This window comes from Rhizobium etli 8C-3 (genome assembly GCF_001908375.1).
GTDB classification, from domain to species: Bacteria; Pseudomonadota; Alphaproteobacteria; order Rhizobiales; family Rhizobiaceae; genus Rhizobium; species Rhizobium etli_B.
The window spans coordinates 360,030-377,905 of record NZ_CP017241.1 but is presented as its reverse complement, the minus strand read 5'-3'; the positions used below and the strand labels follow the sequence as shown (position 1 = coordinate 377,905).

Below are 17,876 nucleotides of genomic sequence, written 5' to 3'. Positions count from 1 at the left end.
TGCAGATGAAGCATGAACGCCCCGGCATCGAACTTTCCGGCCAACCATTGAGCTTTGCCGAGATGGTGCGAATAGGCTCCGGCAGGGTAGCGCTTTCTGCTTCCGCGACAGGCATGGCACGCGTGGAGATCGCACGCTCCGTCGTCGAAGACGCGATCCAGGCCGGCATTCCCGTCTATGGCTCTACCACCGGAGTGGGCGCGATGAAGGATGTCGAATGGTCCGCGGAGGAACTCGACATCTTCAACCTCGGCCTCGTGCGCGCCCATCACTTCGGCACCGGCACGCCATTTTCCAGCGCTGTCGTGCGAAACGCCATGGCCATCCGGGTCAATACGGCGCTGACGGGCCAGGTCGGGTGCACGCCGGAACTCATACAAACATATCTGCGGCTGCTCAGGGCTGACCTCATCCCGCTCGTGCGGCGCACGGGCTCGATCGGTTGCGCCGATATCGGCCTCATGGGACAGATCGGTGCGGTTCTGACCGGCGTCGGCGAAGCCGTCTATCGCGGCAAGCGCATGCAAGCGGCCGATGCCTTCAGGGCGGCGGGGCTTGAACCGGTCACCATGGCGCCGCGCGACAGCCTCGCCTCGCTCAGCATCAATGCCGTGAGCTTTGCAGCAGCCGCCGAGGCAACGCGCAATGCGGCGGCTTCGATCCGCGTTCTGCTGGCAACCGGTATGATGGCGGCAGGCGCGCTTGGCGCTTCGCGCGACCCCTGGCGGGCAGTGCGCCATGTCGGCACGCCGCGGGAGGCGCTGATCGGCTCGTGGCTGTGCAATGCCTCCGACGCCTGGGAATGGCCGGTCGCGACCCACGTGCAGGATCCGCTCAGCCTTCGCATGATCGCGCAGGTCTTCGGCGCAGTGATCGAGAACCTGCTGTCGACCGGTCACAAGATCCTTGCTGCCACCGGCCGCTCTGACGACAACCCGGTCGTCGTCGAGGGCCGGGTGATGACGTCGGGCGGTTCGCTGCCCCTCGATGTGACGATCCTGCTGGAATCGGCGGCATTGTGCATGGCGCATGCAGCGCGCAACGCCTTCAACCGCTGTGTCCTGCTCGGCAACGGGCAGCGGCGAGACCTGCCGGTCAACCTCGTGCCGCCGGGCCGAATCGCAACGGGTTTCGGCCCGATCATCAAGCTCGCCGGCGAGATCTTTTCACGCGTGCTTTCCATGTCCAACCCGGTATCGGCCCAGTCGCTGGTGGTTGCGGCGGGGCTCGAGGACGAAGCCGCTTTCCTGCCGCTGGTCATAGAGCGCTTCGAGCGGCAGATGCAGGCGCTGAAGCGTATGGCTGCGCTCGAGGCGCTGCTGGCAGCACAGGCGGCCGATATTCTCGGTGACCGGCCTGAAGGCGTCGCGGGCATGATCTACGATGTCGTGCGCAAGCACGCCGATTTCTACACCGTGGACCGGCCGCTTTCGGCCGAGGTCGAAGCAATCGAAGAAGAGCTCGGATCCGACGAATTCGCTTCGAAGCTGATCGAGCAGGTGCCGATCGCCTCATTCGACGACTTCTTCGCGCTCGGCTCGCTCGAGCGAATCGAACGGAGGCTGACGCAGGACGCCCTCGTCATCTGAGCTCTTGAACCGGATACGGAGGAACAGCATGGCTGATTTCGACCTTGTTTTGCAGGGCACCGTCGTGCTCCCGGAGCGGATCCTCGAAGGGGGTTATGTTGCAGCCCGCAATGGCAAGATCGCAGAGGTCGGCATCGGCGTGCCGCCTGCGGCCAGGGAGCGGCATCTGCTCGGCAAGGCGCTGATCCTGCCCGGTGCGATCGATGCGCAAGTCCATTCGCTCTCCCAGAAGGATCAGGAGGACTTCATCTGGTCGACACGTTCGGCGGCAGCTGGCGGCGTGACGACGATCGTCGACATGCCCTATGACGAAGGCAACCTCGTCTGCTCGGCCGACGCGGTGAAGAAGAAGATCGATCACGCGAGCCCTCAGGCGCGAGTCGATTTCGCGCTCTACGGCACGGTCGATCCCGAAGAAGGCGCGGCGCGGATCCGCGAAATGGCGGATGCCGGCGTTGCCGCCTTCAAATTCTCGACCTTCGGGACCGATGCGAAGCGTTTCCCGCGCATCCCCCCCGCCCTTCTCGACGACTGCTTCGCGGCCATCACGCCGACCGGGCTGACTGCCGGTGTCCACAACGAAGACGACGAGGCAGTGCGCACCTACATGGAGAAGGTCAGGAAAATCGGCGTGACGGACTGGCGCGCCCACGGTCTCTCGCGTCCGCCGATCACAGAGCTGCTTGCCATGCACACGATCTTCGAGACCGGTGCCCATACGGGCTGCCCCGCGCATGTCGTGCACTGCTCGCTCGGCCGCGGCTACGACATCGCCCGCGCCTATCGCCGCGACGGGTTCGATGCGACCGTCGAATGTTGCATTCACTACCTGACGCTCGACGAGGAAAACGATGTGCGGCGCCTCGGCGGCAAAGCAAAGATCAATCCACCGGTCCGGCCGCGCGCCGAGGTGGAAACGCTGTGGCGGAAAGTGGCGGAAGGCAACGTCTGGCTGGTTTCGACCGATCATGTGAGCTGGTCGGAAAACCGCAAGACCAATGCGGACATGCTGGCAAATGCCTCCGGCGTGCCCGGGCTCGAGGTCATGGTGCCGTTGTTCGTCAAGGGAGCGCTCGAACGAGGCATCCCGCTCACCTGGGCTGCGAGGCTGATGGCGGAAAATCCGGCGAAACATTTTCGCCTCGACCACATCAAGGGGGCGCTGACGCCCGGCAAGGATGCCGACATCGTCGTGCTCGAGCCGCGCGAAACCGTCTATGATGCTGCCGCCAGCGGCAACAATGTCGTCGGCTGGAGCCCCTATAACGGCATCCGTCTGCCATGGACGATTTTAGCGGCATATCTGCGCGGCAGCCAGATAACCGATGGCACGAAGGTGCTTGCAAAGCCCGGCAGCGGAAAATTCGTCCGCCCCTTGCCGCGTCAGATCATTTCCGGAGAAGCTGCATGAACCGCAATCTGCCCGTCAACGTCGATCGTATTGCCGAGGATATCGATGCGCTGGCGAAGGTCACCGAGCCTGGTCATCCATGGACACGCCGGGCTTTTTCGCCGCTCTTTCTCGAAGGCCGCGCCTATATCGAAGCGCGCATGAAAATGGCCGGGCTGGAGACGCGGATCGATGCCGCCGGCAATCTGATCGGACGCCGTGCAGGGACGAAACCGGGTCTTGGAACGATTATGGTCGGCTCGCATTCCGATACGGTGCCGGACGGCGGACGCTTTGACGGTATCGCCGGTGTGATCGCGGCGCTGGAAGTCGCGCGCGCCCTCAAGGACCAGGCAATCACACTGCAGCATGACCTGGAAATCGTCGATTTCCTCGCGGAAGAGGTCAGCATCTTCGGCGTTTCATGCGTCGGCAGCCGCGGCATGACCGGTCAACTTCCCGAAGCCTGGCTTTCGCGCACGAGCGGCGAGCGCGATCTGGCACAAGGCATCCTTTGTGTCGGCGGCGATCCGGCAACGCTTCTCGCGCAGCGGCGCCCCGACATCAAAGGCTTCCTTGAGCTGCATATCGAGCAAGGGCCGGTGCTTGAGAACGAGAAGAAGGATATCGGCATCGTGACGGCAATTGCGGGCATCACCCGGATCGAGGTCACTGTCGAAGGTCGGGCCGACCATGCCGGTACGACGCCGATGGATGCCCGCGCGGATGCGCTGGTGGCAGCCTCGCAACTGGTGCTCGATATCCGCAATGCGGCAGCCGAACGGGCGAAGACGCCGGGTCATTTCGCCGCAACCGTCGGGGAATTCCGCATCGAGCCGAATGCGGCCAACGTCGTGCCTTCCAAGGTGGTTCTGCTCATCGACGGGCGTGCGGAAATTCGCAGCGACATGGAAGACTTCTGCAGATGGCTCGATGCGCATGTCGTCAAGCTTGCGATCGCCCACGGCGTCACGATCAATTCGCCCAGTCGCGTCTCCGACAACTATCCGACGCCCGGTAATCCCGGCCTGCTGAAGACGCTCGAAAACGCCTGTGAAACGGTCGGCGCCAGACATCGGCGCATGGCGTCGGGCGCAGGACACGATACGGCCTGGATCGCGAAGGTCGCGCCGGCCGCGATGATCTTCGTACCATGCAAGGAAGGACGCAGCCACTCGGCCGACGAATGGGCAGAAAATGACGACATCGCACTCGGCGCTGCCGTGCTTTTCGAGGCTGTGCGCGAGATGGACAGGACGCTGGATAGGGAGGCTTTGGATGGGACGCATACTCGTTGAGAACGACGTCGAGGCGGCGGTCAAGGGTGGCTCGGTCTATGCAGCCGGTGGCGGCGGTTGGGCCGATCACGGGCGGATGCTGGGATATGCTGCGGTCAGCATCGGCAAGCCGGAGCTCGTTTCCATCGATGAATTGGATAACGACGACTGGATCGCGACAGCAGCGGCAATCGGAGCGCCGGCTTCCACGACGCCCTGGGAAATGCAGGGCATCGATTATGTGAAAGCCGTGCAGCTTTTGCAGGACGAACTCGGCGAAAGGCTGTCGGGGCTTATCATCGGGCAGAACGGCAAATCCTCGACGCTGAACGGCTGGCTGCCCTCGGCAATCCTCGGTACCAAGGTTGTCGATGCCGTCGGAGATATAAGAGCACATCCCACCGGCGACATGGGCTCGATCGGCATGGCGGGCTCACCGGAGCAGATGATCCAGACGGCGGTCGGCGGAAACCGCGCGCAGAACCGATATATCGAGCTTGTGGTCAAGGGTGCGACCGCCAAGATTTCGCCGATCCTGCGCGCTGCGTCCGACCAATCGGGCGGCTTCATTGCCAGCTGCCGCAATCCGGTGCGGGCGTCCTACGTGCGTGAGCATGCCGCACTCGGCGGCATCTCGATGGCGCTTGCCCTCGGCGAAGCGATCATTGCGGCGGAAAAGAAGGGCGGAGCGGCCGTCATCGATGCTGTCTGCAAGACAACCGGCGGCAGCATCCTCGCGGAGGGCGAGATTTTCAGGAAGGACGTCGTCTATACCAAGGAAGCCTTCGATGTCGGCACGATCGTCGTCGGCTCCGGCGCCAAAGCCGTGACGATGCATGTGATGAACGAATACATGGCCGTCGACGACGCCGATGGAGCGCGCCTGGCGACTTTTCCCTCAGTCATCACGACGCTTTCGCCGCAGGGCGAGCCGCTCAGCGTCGGTCAGCTCAAGCAGGGCATGCATGTCTTCATCCTGCATGTGCCGATGGAGATCATTCCGCTTTCGGCAAGCGTGCTCGATCCGACCGTTTATCCGCCCGTGGAAAAAGCGATGGGTATCGAGATTGCGCGCTACGCTTTGTCGGCAAGGGCCTGACGCCATGGCGCGAGATGCCGGCCTTGAGGAACTGCTGAGGGAAGAGCTCGCTGGCCTGCCTGGTCTCAGCGAAAAGGCAATGTTTGGCGGATTGGCCTTTCTGTTGAACGGCAACCTCCTTTGTGGTGCGCGAGACGATGGCATGCTCGTTCGCCTCGGCAAAAGCAATGACGGCTTTGCGCTGGAGCTGCCAGGGGTCGTCCAGATGACCTTGGGCGGACGGGCGATGCAGGGCTGGGTTCGCGCCGATGCCCGTGCCTATGGCGAAAATGCGCTGCGCAAGCGCCTGCTCGGTGCCGCCCGCGCCTACGTGCAAACGCTGCAGGTGAAATAACAAGACAGGACTTGAGGAAGGACATCCCATGCCGAAGCCCAATCCACGTCATCCAAAATTTCCAATTCCCGGCGGGCCGCAGTTGCGTGCCAAGGGGTGGCGGCAAGAAGCGCTGCTGCGCCTCCTCGAAAACGTGCTTGCCGTCGGCGAAGATCCGGACAATCTCGTCGTCTATGCCGCGCTCGGCAAGGCGGCGCGCAACTGGGCGGCGCACAAGGGCATCGTCAAGGCGCTGACCGAGATGGAAGAGGACCAGACGCTGCTGATCCAGTCGGGAAAGCCGATCGGCCTCATCAAGACTCACACGAAGGCACCGCTCGTCATCATGGCGAACTGCAATATCGTCGGACAGTGGGCCAAGGCTGAAGTCTTCTACGATTTGCAGCGCAAGGGGCTGATCTGCTGGGGCGGGCTGACGGCAGGCGCCTGGCAGTATATCGGCAGCCAGGGCGTCATCCAGGGAACGTACGAAATCTTCATGCGCATTGCCGAGCGGCGTTTCGGCGGCGACCTCTCCGGCCGCTTCGTGCTCACCGCCGGTCTTGGCGGCATGGGAGGGGCTCAGCCGCTTGCCGGCCGTATGGCGGGAGCTGCGATCCTCTGCGTCGATATCGATCCGGAGCGGGCAAAAAAGCGCCAGCAAATCGGCTATCTGCAGGAGATCGCACCTGATCTGGATGCTGCATTGCATATGATCGACAGGGCCGTGAAGGAAAAGCGCGCACTGTCGGTCGGCCTCGTCGGCAATGCGGCCGAGATCTACCCAGAGATCGCCCGGCGCGGCATTACGCCCGATATCGTGACGGACCAGACCTCGGCACACGATCTCGTCTACGGCTATGTTCCGAAGGGCATGAGCCTTGCCCAGGTCAAGGCACTTCGCGACGACGGCCAGGGCCAGTTGATGGCGGCAAGCCGCGCCTCGATCGTCCAGCATGTGACGGCGATGCTGGAGTTCCAGAAGAAGGGCTCCGAGGTTTTCGACAACGGCAACCTGATCCGCACGCAAGCGAGAGAAGGCGGCGTTGCCGATGCCTTCGACATTCCGATCTTCACCGAAGCCTATCTGCGCCCGCTCTTTGCGCGCGCTATCGGTCCCTTCCGCTGGATGGCGCTGTCGGGCGAAGAGAGCGATATCGCCCGGATCGACGATCTGCTGCTTCAAATGTTTCCGGATAACAAGATCATCACCAACTGGATCCGGCTTGCCCGCGAGCACGTGCCTTTCGAGGGCCTGCCGGCACGGATCGCCTGGCTGGGCCATGGCGAACGCACCGCCCTTGCCCGTCGCGTCAACGAATTGGTCGCAAGCGCAGACCTGAACGGTCCCGTCGCCTTTTCCCGCGACCATCTCGATGCCGGCGCTATGGCGCATCCGAACATCATGACCGAACGCATGAAGGATGGCTCCGATGCGATTGCCGACTGGCCCCTGATCGATGCGATGATGCTCTGCTCCTCGATGGCCGACCTCGTCGTCGTCCATTCCGGCGGAGGCGGCTATGCCGGCTACATGACCAGCTGCGGCGTGACTGTCGTTGCCGACGGCACCGAGGCCGCCGACGAGCGGCTCGATCATGCGCTGACCAACGACACGGCGCTGGGCGTCATGCGTTATGCGGATGCCGGATACGAGGAAGCGCTGGACGAAGTGCAAAAGAAGGATGTCCCGTATATCCGGTTGAGCTAGCACGCGGGACCAAGCGGCTCAGATGGGATTGGATACCTCGATGAGATTGCCGTCCGGATCGCGAATATAGATCGAGCGGATAGTCCCGATGGCGCCGGAGCGTTCGACGGGGCCTTCCTCGATGGCAATATCTGCCGCTTCGAGATGCGCGATGACCTCGGCGAGTGGCGTTTCGGCGATAAAGCACAGATCCGCCGAACCCGGTACCGGCTGTTCGGCTTTGGGATCGAACTCGCGCCCGGCCTGGTGAAGATTGATCTTCTGATTGCCGAATTTCAGGGCCCTGCGGCCCTTGGCGAAGGTTTCCACGGACATGCCGAGGACACGGCGGTAGAAATCGCAGGTCGCCTCGATGTCGGAGACGGTCAGGACGAGGTGATCGAGGCGGCTGATGCGGATCAAAATTTTCTCCTCGAAAAGCTGCGTGCAGCGCACGCCGCCGCAAAGGCGAGAGCCAGCATGGCAAGGGTGAAGTAGACGACTGCCGTCCAGCCCTCGATGGCGAAGAACCAGCCGCCTGCCGAGCCCATGACGCTCGAGCCGACGTAATAGCCAAGCATATAGAGCGACGAGGCATGCCCTTTCGTGCCTCTGGCAAGCTTCCCGACGAGGCCGCTTGCGATCGAATGGCTCATGAAGAAGCCGCTGGTGAGCACGACAATGCCGAAAATGATGACCGGCAGGAAGGCGGAAAGCGTCAGGGCGGCGCCAACAGCGGTGATTGCAATTCCCGTCAGCAGGACAGCGAAGTGGCCGAAGCGGTCCCCCAGCAGGCCACCGAGCGACGAAGCGCCGATGCCGAAGAGATAGACGGTGAAGATCAAGCCGAGTTCGCTCTGGGTCAGGCCATATGGTGCTGCGACGAGCCGGAAGCCGGCATAGTTGTAGACGGTGACGAAGGAGCCCATCGCCAGAAAGGCAATGGCGAAAATGAACGGCAGCGCCGGATTGCGCATATGCGCCAGCCAGGCTTTCAGATGGAATTTCGGATCGAAGCCAGGGCGGCGGATAAAATTGCGCGAGGCGGGTAGAAGCGCGATGAAGCCGGCTGCCGCCACCAAGCCTGTCGCGCCGATCAGAAACATTGCCGGCCGCCAGGTCAGGTATTGCGCCAAGATACCGGTCAGCACCCGGCCGGACATACCGCCGAAGGCTGTTCCGCCGACATAAAGTCCCATTGTCGCGCCAAGGCCGCGCGGATCGATTTCCTCCGCAAGATACGCCATCGCAACGGCCGGAACGCCGCCAAGGACGAAGCCCTGGAGGGCACGGACGACAAGCAGCAGGTGCCAGTCCGGTACAAAGGCGGCAGCAATCGTCAGTGCCGCCGCACCGACGAGCGAGATCGACATCAGGCTGCGGCGGCCAAGACCCTCCGAGATGATGGCCGCGCATATAATGGCAATGGCGAGGAAGCCGGTCGACAGCGAAAGCGCAAGCGAGCTTTCTGCGGGACTGACGGAGAATTCGTCCGCAAAGATCGGCAACAGCGGCTGGACACAATAGAGCAGCGAAAAGGTGGAGAAGCCAGAGAGGAAGAGTGCAAGACTGGCACGGCGGTAGGACGCCGTGCCACGCTGCAGGTATTCTTTCGCCGGCGGCGCCGCCGGTATTTCCATCGGGGAAATGTCGCTCATGACTGCGGTCTTGTGCATGGCTCAAGCCTTTCTCCAGTCATCTAGTCAGAAGGGCATAAGCTGTCCAATATATGGAAGTGATGTTTTCGATATGTTTTGGAGATAGCGCATGGAGCTTCGGCATATCCGCTATTTTCTGGCGGTCGCAGAAGAAGGCAATTTTACGCGGGCCGCGGCGAAACTCGGTATCGGCCAGCCGCCGCTCAGCCAGCAGATCCGCGATCTCGAAAAGGAAATCGGCGCGGCTTTGTTTCACCGCGTGCCGCATGGCGCGGAATTGACGGCGGCGGGCGAGGCGTTTTTCGGCGAAGCCAAGGCCTCACTTCTCTCTGCCGAGAAGGCAAGGCTTGCCGCGCAGCGTGCCAATCGCGGCGAGACGGGCAAGCTGGCGCTCGGCTTTACGGCTTCTTCCGCGTTCAATCCGGTTGTCAGCGCGACGATCAGGCGGTTTCGAGCAGAGTGGCCGGAAGTACGGCTGTCTCTGACGGAATTGAACACGTTGGCCCTGATGGAGAAACTCCATCGCGGCGAACTGGATGCAACCTTCATGCGGCCGAGCCTGGACGATCCGCCGGGCGTGCGCCTGAAACGCCTCGGCGACGAGCCGATGGTGGTCGCCCTGCCAGCAAACCACCCGCTGGCGAAATACGAGCGGCTGGCCCTTTCACTGCTGTCAAACGAGCCGTTCATTCTCTTTCCGCGGCTGGTCGGCCTCAGCCTCTTCGACGATGTCGTGCTCGCGTGCCGGCAGGCGGGTTTCGAACTGACGGTCGCACAGGAAGCACCGCAGATTTCCTCTGTCGTCAATCTGGTTGCGGCAGAGCTTGGAGTGTCGATCGTTCCCGCATCGATCGCACAGATAAGGCTCGATGGGGTCGCCTACCGGCCGATCGACGGACCGCCTGCGGTCGCGCGGCTGGCGCTCGCGGTGCTGAAGACGCAGCGCTCGCCGGTGACCGAAAATCTGATGAGCCTGCTTTGACCCAGGCCTGCACGATCCCAGTAAGGCGGATCACTGAGGGTTTCCTTCAGGTGATCGGCTAAGGCGCGGAGTTTTGCGGAAGGATTGCGGCCTTGCGGATGCGCCACGTAGATGAACTCGGCTTCGGGGCTGGAGCCGACATCAATCCCGACGAGCTTGCCTTCGCGGATTGAAGGACCTGCTGGCTTCAGTTTCGCTTTCCCGGGCGTCGCCGCCTATGCCGCCAGCAAATCCGGCCTGGTCGGCCTGACGCAGGCTCTTGCCGCCGAATTCGGGCCGCGCAATGTCCGCGTCAATGCAGATCGGCGGCGGCATCGGTTGCTGGAATTCTCGATCGTTTCCGAAGCGCCTTCTCCGGTCGATTATGACGGCCCTTGCAGGCGCATGGCTTGCGATCGCGATCTTCACTCCCAATGTCAGTGAGCTTGGGGACGCCGTGGTGATTGCATGTTATCCGCCAAAGGCTTAGGGTCGCTAGCAGTCACAAAGGCAACGGATAGAAGGCCCATGGCTCTCAGCGGCAAACGCATCCTGCTCATCATTTCCGGCGGCATCGCGGCCTACAAGAGCCTCGACCTGATCCGGCGCCTGCGCGATTGCGGTGCTTCGGTGCGTCCGGTGATGACGAAGGGCGCGCAGGAATTCGTCACGCCGCTTGCCGTCGGCGCTCTTGCCGCAGACCACGTCTTCACCGATCTCTTTTCGCGGCAGGACGAACAGGATGTGGGCCATATCCGGCTTGCTCGCGACTGCGACCTCGTTCTGATCGCGCCGGCAACGGCCGATCTGATGGCCAAGATGGCAAACGGTTTCGCCGACGACCTGGCCTCGACCGTTTTGCTCGCGACGGACAGACCGGTTCTTGCCGCGCCGGCGATGAACCCGAAGATGTGGTCGAAGGCGGCGACGAAACGGAATTTCGACATCCTGAAAGGTGACGGCATTCATTTTGTCGGGCCGATGACAGGCGAGATGGCGGAGAGCAAGGAGGCAGGCATCGGCCGCATGGCTGAACCGCTGGAGATCGTTGCCGCTGCAGAAGCGCTGCTTGACGACGGGCCGAAGCCGCTTACCGGACGCAAGGCGGTCTTGACCTCGGGACCGACCCACGAACCGATCGATCCCGTCCGCTACATCGCCAATCGTTCTTCCGGCAGGCAGGGACACGCGATTGCCGCAGCACTTGCCAGGCTCGGCGCCGACGTCACACTCATCTCCGGTCCGGTGGCAATCGCCGATCCCGTCGGCGTCAAAACCATCCATGTCGAACGCGCCGAAGAAATGCGCGATGCAGTGCTCGCTGCGCTGCCGGCCGATATCGCCGTCATGGTGGCAGCCGTGGCCGACTGGCGCGTGGCTTCTGCCGCCGATCAGAAGATCAAGAAGCATCCAGGCGAATCCATTCCGACGCTGGCGCTGACCGAAAACCCTGACATCTTGAAGGCCGTCGGCCACCACACGATGCGGCCGACGCTGGTGATCGGCTTTGCGGCCGAGACGCAGGACGTCGAAAATAACGCCAAGGCGAAGCTCGAGCGCAAGGGCGCCGACCTGATCGTTGCGAATGACGTCTCGCCGGCGACTGGCATCATGGGCGGCACGCGCAACAGCGTGAAACTGATCAGCCGAAGCGGCGTCGAGCAATGGCCCGATCTCGGCAAGGAAGAGGTTGCCGAGAAGCTGGCAGCCCTGATCGCAGAACGCTTCAGGCAGGGATAGCGATACCCGCCGCTGCGCCGATACGCTTTTGCGGCGTGAAGGCCACGACCTCGATGCCGTTGTCGCCAATCGTGACGGCGCTGCCGTCCGGTATCTCGGCCCAGGCGTCGATGTCGTCATTCAATGGTTCGGAAACAAGGCAGTGTCCCCGGCGCATCGGTGAAGCATAAAGTGTCGGCGCCTTTCGATCCGTCGCATAACGAATGCCGTAAAGCGACCCTCCGTCGGAAAACGCCGCAGTGAAACGCAGATGGGCGCGGCCCAGGATGTTTTCAGCAAGCCCTTCGACAAAGCTCACCATCTCCGCCATTGCAGTAAGAGGCGCCCGGCACAGACCGAATTGCAGCGCGAGCAGGAACATCAGCTCGGAATCGGTCGTGCCACTGCGGACATTGAAGAGCTCGTCGTCGAGCATCGCCTCCATGGAACGGCGCAGGCGCTCGAAGCCCCCGATCTGTCCGTTGTGCATGAAGGACCAATTCCCATGCGTGAAGGGATGGCAATTGTCGCGCCGCGTGCCGCCGCCGGTGGCTGCGCGCACATGCGCCAGGAAAAGCGGCGAGCGGATTTGACGCGCCAGGCTCTTCAGATTGCAGTCGGACCATGCGGGAAGGATATCGCGGTAGCGGCCCGGCTCCGGCCGGTCTCCGTACCAGGCAATACCGAAGCCATCGCCGTTCGTTGCGGTCTTGGCGCGGGTGGCACAATGGGATTGCTCGATCAGCGAATGGGCAGGTGAGGAAACCAATTCCTCGAGATAGAGGGGCTCTCCGCGATAGGCTGCCCAGCGACACATGCTTTTCTCACTCCGTAACCCGCCGTCCTTCCGGCGGGACTGATTGAAATGCCCGTTCGATTGTCGAGCGCGATGGTGAATAAAAACTTAACGATTGCACTTTTTGCAAGGCAGCATGCGGGCTCCAACCGCTTCAGTCGATCACATTCGTTGAGCACGCATCTTCTTTTGTGAACATTGCCTCTCGGCCGCCTCGCCGCGGTCGTCGCAAGGATTTCTCTTGCATCGTCGAAATTTTTCCTTACCTTTTATTCATCAGCAACAGAACGAAAGGAAGGTGATCCAATGTCTAATGAGATTTCGGACCTCGTATCGGGCATGGGAGTGGTGACGAAAGCGAGGCAGCCCTCGTTCTAATCCCCGCCTTCCTGGGGCCGCTTTGACGGTCCAGGCCAGCTACAGGCCAAACTCATGGAAAAGGGTCGCTGAGGCGGCCCTTTTTTATTTTGCAGATTATCTTTGACTGCAGGCGGATCGCGTCGTATTCATAAAGTCATCTGATGATTTTATGAATATGACATGCAGCCGCTCAACAAGACAAATCTGACCGAAACCGCCATTGAAGCGATCCGCGGCGAAATCTGCGCGAAGCGATGGAGTATCGGCGACAAGCTGCCGAACGAAACAGCTCTTTCGGCCGCGCTGGCAGTCAGCCGGGGCACGATCCGCGAGGCCGTGCGCGTGCTTGTCTCTCAGGGCCTGCTTCAAACGCGACAAGGCTCCGGGACCTACGTCCTTTCGACGATGGACGCCGGTCGGCCCCTGACGATGGCCCGGAGGGCAAGCCTGCGCGACCAGTTCGAAGCGCGCTGCGCCCTTGACGTCGAGGCAGCCCGCCTCGCCTCGCTGCGGCACACGCCGGAAACCATCACCGTGCTGCGCGAGCTTCTGGCCAAGCGCGGCACATACGAAGGGGGCGAAAAGGCCGCCTTCATCGAGCGCGATCTTGCCTTTCACAAAGCGATCATCGCAGCCTCCGGCAACCGGGCGATGATCGAAATCTATGACTTCTTCTCGACCTCGATCGCCGAAACCATCGAAGCGACGCTCGGGCAGGACCTTCCCGAGCCCGACATGAAAGCGCACAGCGATATCATCGATGCCATCGAAACCGGCCACCCCGGGAAAGCCGATGCCGCCGTGCGCCGCTTCATGAAGCCGGTGATTGCCGCCCTTGAACGGATGATCGTCTCGTGACCACCTCCATTTCTAATGCAGCCGAGGCTCTCGAGGCCATCGACGATCCGTTGATCGATGCCGAGGCAAACAGTGTTCCCGCACCGCAAGCTCCGGCACAGTCGACGGTGGCAAGCCGTGTCATTCTCGGTGTCAGCCTCGTCCTTATCGCCTTCAACCTCCGCCCCGTGTTCTCCAGCGCATCCGCGCTGCTGCCGGAAATTCGCGCGGGGCTTGGCCTTTCAGCCCTCGGCGCGAGCCTGTTGACCACGCTTCCCGTCGTTTGCCTCGGCGCTTTTTCGCCGCTTGCGCCAAAGCTCGCACAGCGCTTGGGTGCCGAGCGAACGCTCCTCGGCGTGCTCGTGCTTTTGGCACTCGGCACGGCCATGCGCGGGCTGTCCTCGGTCCCGCTTCTCTTTCTCGGAACCGCGCTTGCTGGTGCTTGTATCGCCGTCGGAAACGTCCTGCTTCCTGGCCTGGTCAAGCGCGACTTCGCCGAGCGCACGGCGCTGATGACCGGATGTTATACGATGGCGCTGTGCGCCGGCGCAGCGAGCGCTGCCGGTTTCACGCTGCCGATCGAGCACTCTCTCGACGGATCGCTTGAGGGCGCACTTGCCGCCTGGGCATTGCCCGCCTTCATCGTCGCCATGATCTGGCTTCCGCAGGTTCTTGGAGCTTCGGCTCAGGCGCGGCGAAGCGGCTTCAGGGTCGAGGGCCTGTGGCGAGACCGGCTTGCCTGGCAGGTCACCCTTTTCATGGGCCTTCAATCAGCGCTCGCCTATTGCGTCTTCGGCTGGCTGGTGCCGATCCTGCGCGAGCGCGGCCTCGACGGCGTGGCTGCCGGTGCCATCGTTTCGGCATCAGTCATGGTCCAGGCCGCCGCCTGCCTCGTGGCACCGCAGATTGCCGTACGCGGCAAAGACCAGCGGTTGATCAACGCTTCGCTGTGCGTCGTTGCCGTGGTTGCCCTGCTTGGCCTGCTATTCGCGCCGCTTTCGACGGTCTGGCTTTGGGCAGTGCTGCAGGGAACGGGACAAGGCGGCCTGATTGCAGTGGCAATGACAACGATCGTGCTGCGATCACGCGATCCTCATGTCGCAGCTCACCTATCCGGCATGGCGCAATGCATCGGTTATCTGCTGGCCGCCGTCGGCCCCCTGATCGTCGGACTCATTCACGGCGTAACCGGAAGCTTTGCCTGGAGTGCCGCACTCTTTGTTCTGCTCGGACTGGGAGCCGCGATCAACGGCTGGAATGCCGGACGTGCGCTGCATGTCAATGCGCGCACGATCAAGACGACGTAAAGGTCTCTCCTCACCTGCGCATCACCATCTCTTGATACCTCTTAGAGATGGCAGATGTTACGGTATCTATCGTGTTTCATCGCCCAGGAGGAAAGAGTGTCGTTAAGGTTTGCTGCCATCCTGTTTGCGCTGCTGGTTCTCGCCACACCTGCTTTGTCAATTGCCCAGGAGCGGCCCGGCGTATTGAAGCTGTTGCCGTCCGATTCCGTCACCCAGCATGAACAGAACGTCGGCGGCCGCAGGCTGGCCTATACGGCGACGGCGGGCACGCTCGATCTCTTCGGGCAGGACGGCGCTCGCACGGCTGCGATATTCTACACTGCCTATACCGCCAGGGAGCGTACACCCAACCGCCCCATTACCTTCGCTTTCAACGGCGGTCCGGGCGCGGCTTCGGCATTTCTGCACCTTGGGCTCGTCGGGCCGCGCATATTGGATTTCGGTCCGCAGGCCCGCGACGGCGCAAATGCCAAGCTCGTCGACAATCCGCAGAGCTGGCTCGATTTCACGGATCTCGTGCTGATCGATCCGATCGGCACAGGATGGAGCCGCACGGCAAAGGCCGACGACGCTTCGCACTACTACAGCGTCAACGCCGATGCGCAGGCCATCGCAAAGGCAATCGCGCTCTATGTCGCACACAACAATCGCTCCGGCTCGCCAAAATATCTTCTCGGCGAAAGCTATGGCGGTTTCCGTGCGGCCAAGGTCGCTGCTGCCCTTCGGCAAAGCCAAGGCATCATCATCTCCGGCGCGGTCATGCTCTCGCCGTTGCTGGAGGGCCAGCTGATGTTCAATGCAGACCGTTTTGCCCTTGGCGCTGCTCTCGAATTCCCGTCCCTTGCCGCCGCTGAAGCCGAGCGCCGCAAAACCTTCGACGAAAAAGCGCAACGGGACGCGGAGAAGTTCGCGCTCAGTGAATATCTGACGACCTTGGCCGGGCCGGCACCGGCGGGCGAGGCTGCGAAGGCATTCTATGGCAAGGTCTCGACGATGACCGGCATTCCCGAAGACGTCGTTGCCCGCAACCGCGGCTTTCTGGGCAATGCCTTTGCCAAGAATTCTGCCAGGCAGCAGGGCGAGGTGATGAGCCCCTACGATGCCTCGTTCGCAACGCCCGACCCTTATCCGGAATCAGACTCCGGTCGTGGCGATGACGCGGTCCTCGACGGCTTCACCCGCGCTTATGGCGGCGCTTTTGCCGATTACGCACGCAACGAACTCGGCTTCAGGACCGAGATGACCTATACGCTGCTCGAAAGCGACGTCAGCCGTCAGTGGGAATGGGGCGGTGGACACGGCACCGGCTCACGGCTGCAGGCGAGCATAACGGATGACATCCGCGAATTGCTGGGCACCAATGCGGGCTTTCATTTGCTGATCGCACATGGCTACAGCGATATCGTCACGCCCTATGGGGTCAGCCGCTATGTCGTGGACCACCTACCTGAAAGCCTGACTAGGGGCCGTGTAAGCCTGGACGTCTATCGCGGCGGCCATATGTTTTACACCAATGCGCAGGCGCGGGCTGCTTTTACCGCTGATGCCAAGACCTTTTATGGTCAGCATCCGGCGGCGCAGATAGCCGAATGAGGAGCAGATGCACGTTACCGGCGGATGCCATTGCGGCGCGATTGCCTATGAGGCCGAAATCGATCCGGAGCGCGTCAGCATCTGTCATTGCACGGATTGCCAGCGGCTGACCGGAACGGCTTATCGTGTCAGCACGGTTGCGCGACGGGCCGATTTCCGGCTTCTCCGCGGCAGACCGAAAACCTATGTCAAGCATGGCGAAAGCGGAGCACGCAGCCGGCAATTCTTCTGTCCAAATTGCGGATCGCATCTCTATCGCATGGGAGAGGACGACGCCTTCGTCGGCATCCGCCTCGGCACGATCAACCAGCGGGCCGAGCTGTGGCCGCGCAAGCAGATCTGGTGCCGCTCTGCCCTGCCCTGGACCGGCAATATCGAAGCACTGCCGCGATTCGAAACGGAAAGCTAGGGTTGCCTGGAGTGGGCCCTGACATAGATAGAGCCTTATGTCATACCAGAAGCAGTTTCTCAGCGCCTCGGAACCGGATGCGGTTTCAGGGGTAGACTCTATTCTCGCCGTTCTCTCCGCCGAGCCGGAAAACTGGGCTCTCTTCATCGATATCGACGGGACCCTGCTCGACCTGGCCGAAACGCCGGACGACATCGTCGTTCCACCATCGCTGCCCGAAAGTCTCGATGCCCTGGCAAAAAGGCTCGCAGGTGCCCTGGCCCTCGTCACCGGAAGAGGGCTTGACTATGCCGATCAGCTCTTCCGGCCGTTCCACTTCCCGATCGCCGGGCTTCACGGCGCAGAGCGGCGCGACCCGGACGGACGCGTGAGCAAAGCCGAAGTCACAGCGCAATTCGAGCAGCTGAAGGCCGATCTCACCGCAGAGACTGCAGGTTGGGCCGGGGTTCTGATCGAGGATAAGGGAGCGGCGGTTGCCGCACATTACCGGCTTGCGCCGGACAGGGAGCTCGAACTCGAACCATTGATGGAACAGGCGCTTGGTCGAGCCGGACCGAACTTTACGATCCAGCACGGCAAGATGGTTATCGAAATTCGTCCGGCCAGTGCCGACAAGGGCAGTGCGGTCGAAGCGTTTCTCGCACATCCAGTCTTTGCCGGCAGGCGCCCCATTGCGATCGGAGACGACGTGACCGACGAAGCGATGTTTCGCACGGTCAACCGCCTTGGCGGTCAATCGATCCGCGTCGGGCCGCTTTCGCCTGCAAGCCAAGCGCGCGGCTCCATCCCCTCGGCAGAAGCTCTGCGCGGCATGATCGAGACATTGGCCTCGTGAAGATTTGAGCACCCGACGTATTTCATTGCATGAAAGGAACTGG

The 17,876-nt window shown here is 62.1% G+C and carries 16 protein-coding genes and 2 pseudogenes; 14 read left to right on the top strand and 4 right to left on the bottom strand.

Features of this window, described 5'->3' with window-relative positions; genetic code table 11:
• Positions 1–5 precede the first annotated feature (5 nt).
• The 6 genes from AM571_RS01915 to AM571_RS01890 are packed head-to-tail and all read left to right on the top strand — an operon-like array spanning position 6 to position 7,379.
• The gene (locus AM571_RS01915; protein WP_074059947.1) at positions 6–1,589 is read left to right on the top strand and encodes an aromatic amino acid lyase; all 1,584 of its coding nucleotides are present in this window, start codon (positions 6–8) and stop codon (positions 1,587–1,589) included.
• A gap of 28 nt (positions 1,590–1,617) precedes the next feature.
• Entirely contained in the window at positions 1,618–3,000 is a 1,383-nt protein-coding gene (locus tag AM571_RS01910; RefSeq protein ID WP_074059946.1) for a dihydroorotase, read from the top strand.
• A complete protein-coding gene (locus AM571_RS01905) occupies positions 2,997–4,277 on the top strand; it encodes a Zn-dependent hydrolase (protein WP_074059945.1) in 1,281 nt (426 codons plus the stop codon). The genes AM571_RS01910 and AM571_RS01905 overlap by 4 nt, the downstream gene beginning before the upstream one ends.
• Complete coding sequence (locus tag AM571_RS01900; protein WP_074059944.1) at positions 4,258–5,355, top strand: DUF917 domain-containing protein; 1,098 nt, start codon at positions 4,258–4,260, stop codon at positions 5,353–5,355. Before AM571_RS01905 ends, AM571_RS01900 begins: the two co-directional genes overlap by 20 nt.
• Before the next feature lie 4 nt (positions 5,356–5,359).
• A complete protein-coding gene (locus tag AM571_RS01895; protein ID WP_074059943.1) occupies positions 5,360–5,689 on the top strand; it encodes a TfoX/Sxy family protein in 330 nt (109 codons plus the stop codon).
• A gap of 28 nt (positions 5,690–5,717) precedes the next feature.
• Positions 5,718–7,379: a urocanate hydratase gene (locus AM571_RS01890; protein ID WP_074059942.1), complete on the top strand. Its 1,662-nt coding sequence runs from the start codon at positions 5,718–5,720 to the stop codon at positions 7,377–7,379.
• Between the two features lie 18 nt (positions 7,380–7,397).
• Here the strand turns inward: AM571_RS01890 and AM571_RS01885 are convergent, their stop codons facing one another.
• Positions 7,398–7,781, bottom strand: coding sequence for a VOC family protein (locus AM571_RS01885; protein ID WP_074059941.1), 384 nt, complete (start codon positions 7,779–7,781; stop codon positions 7,398–7,400).
• Positions 7,778–9,016, bottom strand: coding sequence for an MFS transporter (locus AM571_RS01880; RefSeq protein ID WP_074063020.1), 1,239 nt, complete (start codon positions 9,014–9,016; stop codon positions 7,778–7,780). Before AM571_RS01880 ends, AM571_RS01885 begins: the two co-directional genes overlap by 4 nt.
• 109 nt (positions 9,017–9,125) lie before the next feature.
• On the opposite strand from AM571_RS01880, the gene AM571_RS01875 reads away from it, so the two are divergent.
• The gene (locus tag AM571_RS01875; RefSeq protein WP_074059940.1) at positions 9,126–9,998 is read left to right on the top strand and encodes a LysR family transcriptional regulator; all 873 of its coding nucleotides are present in this window, start codon (positions 9,126–9,128) and stop codon (positions 9,996–9,998) included.
• Here AM571_RS01875 and AM571_RS37190 read toward each other — a convergent pair.
• Positions 9,896–10,180, bottom strand: a pseudogene (locus tag AM571_RS37190) (hypothetical protein); the annotation flags it as partial. The gene AM571_RS01875 and the pseudogene AM571_RS37190 sit on opposite strands and share 103 nt — an antisense overlap.
• A gap of 1 nt (position 10,181) precedes the next feature.
• Between AM571_RS37190 and AM571_RS37185 the strand changes: the two are divergent.
• Together AM571_RS37185 and coaBC are read left to right on the top strand one after the other, a co-directional pair.
• Positions 10,182–10,298: pseudogene (locus AM571_RS37185) on the top strand (SDR family oxidoreductase); the annotation flags it as partial.
• 207 nt (positions 10,299–10,505) lie between these two features.
• Positions 10,506–11,717 carry a bifunctional phosphopantothenoylcysteine decarboxylase/phosphopantothenate--cysteine ligase CoaBC gene (gene coaBC, locus AM571_RS01860; RefSeq protein ID WP_074059939.1) on the top strand — a complete coding sequence of 404 codons (1,212 nt, stop codon included), beginning with the start codon at positions 10,506–10,508 and terminating at the stop codon, positions 11,715–11,717.
• Here the strand turns inward: coaBC and AM571_RS01855 are convergent.
• Positions 11,704–12,513, bottom strand: a complete 810-nt coding sequence (locus tag AM571_RS01855) for a class II glutamine amidotransferase (protein WP_074059938.1) — start codon at positions 12,511–12,513, stop codon at positions 11,704–11,706. The genes coaBC and AM571_RS01855 overlap by 14 nt on opposite strands.
• Before the next feature lie 519 nt (positions 12,514–13,032).
• Between AM571_RS01855 and AM571_RS01850 the strand changes: the two genes are divergently transcribed.
• From AM571_RS01850 to otsB, 5 genes are all read left to right on the top strand, one after another.
• The gene (locus AM571_RS01850) at positions 13,033–13,710 is read left to right on the top strand and encodes a FadR/GntR family transcriptional regulator (RefSeq protein WP_074059937.1); all 678 of its coding nucleotides are present in this window, start codon (positions 13,033–13,035) and stop codon (positions 13,708–13,710) included.
• Positions 13,707–14,996, top strand: coding sequence for a CynX/NimT family MFS transporter (locus tag AM571_RS01845; protein ID WP_074059936.1), 1,290 nt, complete (start codon positions 13,707–13,709; stop codon positions 14,994–14,996). The genes AM571_RS01850 and AM571_RS01845 overlap by 4 nt, the downstream gene beginning before the upstream one ends.
• Before the next feature lie 96 nt (positions 14,997–15,092).
• Positions 15,093–16,589 (top strand): S10 family peptidase, encoded by a 1,497-nt coding sequence (locus tag AM571_RS01840; RefSeq protein ID WP_074059935.1) that lies wholly within the window; start codon positions 15,093–15,095, stop codon positions 16,587–16,589.
• A 7-nt stretch (positions 16,590–16,596) separates the two neighbouring features.
• The gene (locus AM571_RS01835; RefSeq protein WP_074059934.1) at positions 16,597–16,998 is read left to right on the top strand and encodes a GFA family protein; all 402 of its coding nucleotides are present in this window, start codon (positions 16,597–16,599) and stop codon (positions 16,996–16,998) included.
• A gap of 37 nt (positions 16,999–17,035) precedes the next feature.
• On the top strand, positions 17,036–17,833 hold the full coding sequence (gene otsB / locus AM571_RS01830; RefSeq protein ID WP_074059933.1) for a trehalose-phosphatase: 798 nt from the start codon (positions 17,036–17,038) through the stop codon (positions 17,831–17,833).
• The last annotated feature ends 43 nt before the right edge of the window (positions 17,834–17,876 follow it).